At 67.3% G+C, this 4,265-nt stretch carries 2 protein-coding genes; both read right to left on the bottom strand.

Annotated features, from left to right (window positions below; translation table 11 throughout):
• Positions 1-203 precede the first annotated feature (203 nt).
• Positions 204-596, bottom strand: a complete 393-nt coding sequence (locus tag VGH54_RS03815) for a holo-ACP synthase (protein ID WP_331510610.1) — start codon at positions 594-596, stop codon at positions 204-206.
• A 21-nt stretch (positions 597-617) separates the two neighbouring features.
• Positions 618-4,265, bottom strand: a 3,648-nt coding sequence (locus VGH54_RS03820) for a beta-ketoacyl synthase N-terminal-like domain-containing protein (RefSeq protein WP_331510611.1), incomplete at its 5' end; no start/stop codon positions are given.

Genomic DNA, 4,265 nt, shown 5'->3' on the forward strand with positions numbered 1-4,265 from the left:
CGACCAGATCGCTCATGGTCTTCCAGGCTAGTCGGGCTACGGTCGACGCGAGACGCTAAGGCCCCATCCGCGACTTGGGTCACTTGAGATGGTGGCGGCCTTTGTGCCCACCTCTCAGCGACAAGGCCGTACAGCGGCTGAGTTGTCGCTCGGAGGTGGGCAAATCGGCATGTGTCCGACTCCTTGTGACGGATGAGAAAACGCTACGGCGCCTCAAGAATGGCCACCGCGGCCGCGGTGTCGGCTTCGTGCGTCAACGACACGTGGATCGTCACGTCCTTCAGATGCTTGGCGATATCGCCGGTCAACCGCACCCGCGGCCGGCCCCACATATCGGTGACGACCTCGATGTCGCGATGGATGTCCTCGCGCAACACCGGTCGTTGGGAGAACCGCGATCCGGACCAGGCCTTGATCACCGCTTCCTTGGCCGCCCACCGCGCCTCCAGGTGTCGTGCGGCCGATGAACTCTTGTTCGACGCGTCACGCCGCTCACCTGGGGTGAAGGTCTCGGCGAAGACCGTTCCGGGCTGGTCGACCTGCTCAGCGAACTCAGTAATGGAGACAAGGTCTATCCCCACTCCGACGATGCTCATTTCTGCGAACCTATCGGATGCTCACTGGCGGTAGACGTCGTCGTCGCCCAATCGCGCGTTCGCGTCGAGCAACATCGACGCTTCCTGCCGCTTCTCGGACACCTGGTGGTCGAAGCGACGGTCGGCGGGACGCTCGTACAGTGCGGGGCCGCCGGCGATCGCCGACGCCAGTCGTCGCTGTCCGGCCAGCAGACGGGCGTCTGCCCTACGCAGGTAATCCGCGCGCTGTTCGGCATCCAGCGTTGCCATGAAGGCCTCCGGGTGCACCAGCGCGACCAGTCCCGACACGTGGCCGAACCCGAGGCTGGTCACCAGCCCGGCCTTCAGCGGGAACTTCTCGCCGAGCCGCAGCGTTTCGCGCACCCAGACGAAGTGCGCGGAGTCCGCGAGTTCGTCGTCGACGCAATCCAGGCTGCGGTTGGGCGGGATGACCCCGTCGCGCAGGATCTGGCACAGGCCGATCATCTGGAAGACCGCAGCGCCGCCCTTGGCGTGCCCGGTGAGGCTCTTCTGCGACACGATGAACATTGGAGCGCCGTCGGAGCGGCCCATCGAATCGGCCAGCCGCTCATGCAGTTCGGTTTCGTTGGGGTCGTTGGCCAACGTCGAGGTGTCGTGCTTGGAGATCACCGCGACATCGTCAGCGCCGACGCCCAGCTTGGCCAGCGACCGGGCCAGCGGCGAATCCTTGCCGCCACGTCCGGCACCCAGCGCGCCCAGGCCCGGGGCCGGAATCGAGGTGTGCACACCGTCGGCGAACGACTGCGCGTAGCCCACCACCGCCAGCACCGGCAGACCCATCTTGAGCGCGAGGTCGCCGCGGGCCAGCAGGATGGTGCCACCGCCCTGAGCTTCCAGGAACCCGAGCCGGCGCCGGTCGTTGGGCCGGGAGAACTTCGAGTCCGCAATGCCCCGGCCGCGCATCATGCTGGTGTCGGCGGTGGCCGCCATGTCACCGAAGCCGATGATGGCCTCCAGCGTCAGGTCGTCGAACCCACCGGTGACCACTAATTCGGCCTTGCCGAGCCGGATCTTGTCCGCACCCTCCTCGACCGAGACCGCCGCGGTGGCGCATGCGCCAACCGGGTGGATCATCGCGCCATAGCTACCGACATACGACTGAATCACATGTGCGGCAACGACGTTGGGCAGGACCTCCTGCAGGATGTCGTTCGGTTTGTTCCGGCCGAGCAGGTTGCCGTGATACATCGTCTGCATCGACGTCATGCCACCCATACCGGTGCCCTGAGTGCTGGCAACCAGGCCCGGGTGCACCCATCGCATCAGCTCGGTCGGGGTGAAGCCCGACGACAGGAACGCGTCGACGGTCGCCACGATGTTCCACAGCGCCACCCGGTCGACCGAGCTGGCCATGTCTTGGCTGATGCCGAACACCGTCGGATCGAACCCGGTGGGGATCTGCGCGCCGACGGTCCTCGACAGCTTGGTCTTGCGCGGCACGCGAATCTCGGTGCCCGCCTTGCGGGTAACTTGCCAGTCGCTGGAGCCCGGGACCGGCTGGACCACCGTGTGCTCGGCGTCGAACTGCGCGAACCCGCGAGCGTCGGCCTCCGATGAGACGACGAAGGTGAAGTCCTTGTCCAGGAACACGCTCACCATCAGTGGCGACGCGTGATCGGGATCGATCGCACCGTCGTCGACGAACTCACGGATGCCGACGCGTTCAACGACGACGTCGTGATACCGCTCGACCAAGTCGGCCTCGTCGATCAGGTCGCCGGATTCGGTGTCATACCAGCCCGGGGTCGGGTCGTCTTCCCACTTGATCAGGCCTGTGGTCCAAGCCAACTCGAGCACACCGGCGGCCGACAGTTCGTTGTCGACCTCCATCTCGAAGCGAGTCCGCGACGAGCCGTACGGCCCGAGTTCGGCGCCGCCGACGATGACCACCAACTCGGACGGGTCGACGTCGAGGTCGGCCCACACCGGCGGCGGGGCCGGGCTGAAGCCGCGCGGCGGCGAGGGCAACGCGGCGATGGTCCCCTCCTCGGCAGCGTCGTCGTCGTCGACGGCAGCTTCGGTGGTCATCTCCTCGCGGGCCTTGGCGGCCAGCTCAGCCATGTCCAAGTCGACATCGCCGAGCCCGCCGGTGAAGTCCACCTTGACCGGCGACATGGCCGCGGCCGCCCGCGACTCGATGTCGCACAGACCTAACAGCATCTCGGCCATCTCGTCAGTGGAATACGTTGTGACACCGGCTTCTTCGACGGAGCTGACGATCGCATCGTTATGCCCCATCAGCCCGGTGCCGCGGGTCCAACCGATCAGCGCGTGCGCGAGGCTGACGCGCTGCGCCCACGACGACTCGGCTCCCCAGCGGGTCACCACGGCATCCAGTGCTGACTTGGCTTCGCCGTAGGCGCCGTCACCGCCAAACATGCCGCGGTTGGGCGAGCCGGGCAGCACCACATGCAGTCGTGAGGCGATGTCACGCTCGGCGCCGATCTTGGACAGTCCGCCAATCAACCGCTGCACGGCCCACAGCAGCACCTTCATTTCCATCTCCGAGCGCGAGCCGGCCTCGGACAGGTCGCCGACCACCCGCGGCGCCGCGAACGGGAACAGCAGGGTCGGCGTTTGCGCGTCCTTGATGTGAATCGACTGTGGCCCAAGGCTTTCGGACTGCTCGTTGCCGATCCATTCGGCCAGTGCATCGATGTCGGAGTAGGACGCCATGTTGGCCGCCACCACCCACAGCGAAGCACCGAAGCGGGCGTGGTCGCGGTAAAGATTCCGGTAGAACGCCAACCGCTCGTCATCGAGCTTCGACGTCGTCGCGATGACAGTGGCGCCGCCGTCGAGCAACTTGCCGACCACCGATGCGGCGATCGAGCCCTTCGACGCGCCGGTCACCACCGCGACCTCAGCGCTGTATCGACCGGCATCCGGGTTCTCCGCGCCGGCAGCGATCCGGCCGTACAGCGAGGCGTGGATCTGACGTCCGGCAGCAAGCGCCTTGCCCTGCCACCAGGTCGCCTGCGTCGCCACCACATGGCCGGCGCCCTCGAACCGCTCCGACAGCCGCAGCCAATCGGCGTTGGCCTCGTCGTCGTCGATCAGCCAGAGCTTGACCAGATCTTCACGGGCGCTGGCCCAGCGATCGTCGAACACCACGGCCTTCTTGCCGTCGAACACAGGCGCCACCAACCGGGGCCAGTCTGCGCCGAGTTCGGTGGTGACCAGGTCGATCAGGTCGGCGTCGGTCGAGGCCGGCGGCACGCTGACCGGGTCATCGAGGCCGAGTTGACCGAGTATCAGGCGGGCCGCCGAGGCGAGCACACCGTCGCGGCCGGTGATCTGTTCGGTGAATTCGCCGAGCGCTGCCGCGTCGACGGTGGCACCGCCGCCACCGCCGGACGACGGCAAGGCCACGGCGATTCCGCGGCGCGCGGCCACGGCCGTAACGGCGGCGTCGATGACGCTGTCGACGGCGGCGGCGTCGGCGAGCGCGCCCTCGTGCAGGTTGCCCAGTGCGCCACCCCGGACGCTGGTGCCCTCACGGGTACCCAGCGCGACCTCGACGGTGACGTGCTTGACCCATCCCTCGCCGAGCTCCCAGGTCTTGGTCACCCGTTCGGCGATGGCCGCGGGCCGCTTACCGGACGGGCCCAGGATCGTGCGCAGCTGGTCGTTGATCGCGTCGGAAAG

Source organism: Mycobacterium sp. (genome assembly GCF_036488105.1).
Lineage (GTDB): Bacteria > Actinomycetota > Actinomycetes > Mycobacteriales > Mycobacteriaceae > Mycobacterium.

What these genes read in the sequence shown, in the direction of transcription:
- VGH54_RS03815 (WP_331510610.1), bottom strand. Translation starts at nt 596, where the DNA reads ATGAGCATCGTCGGAGTGGGGATAGACCTTGTCTCCATTACTGAGTTC.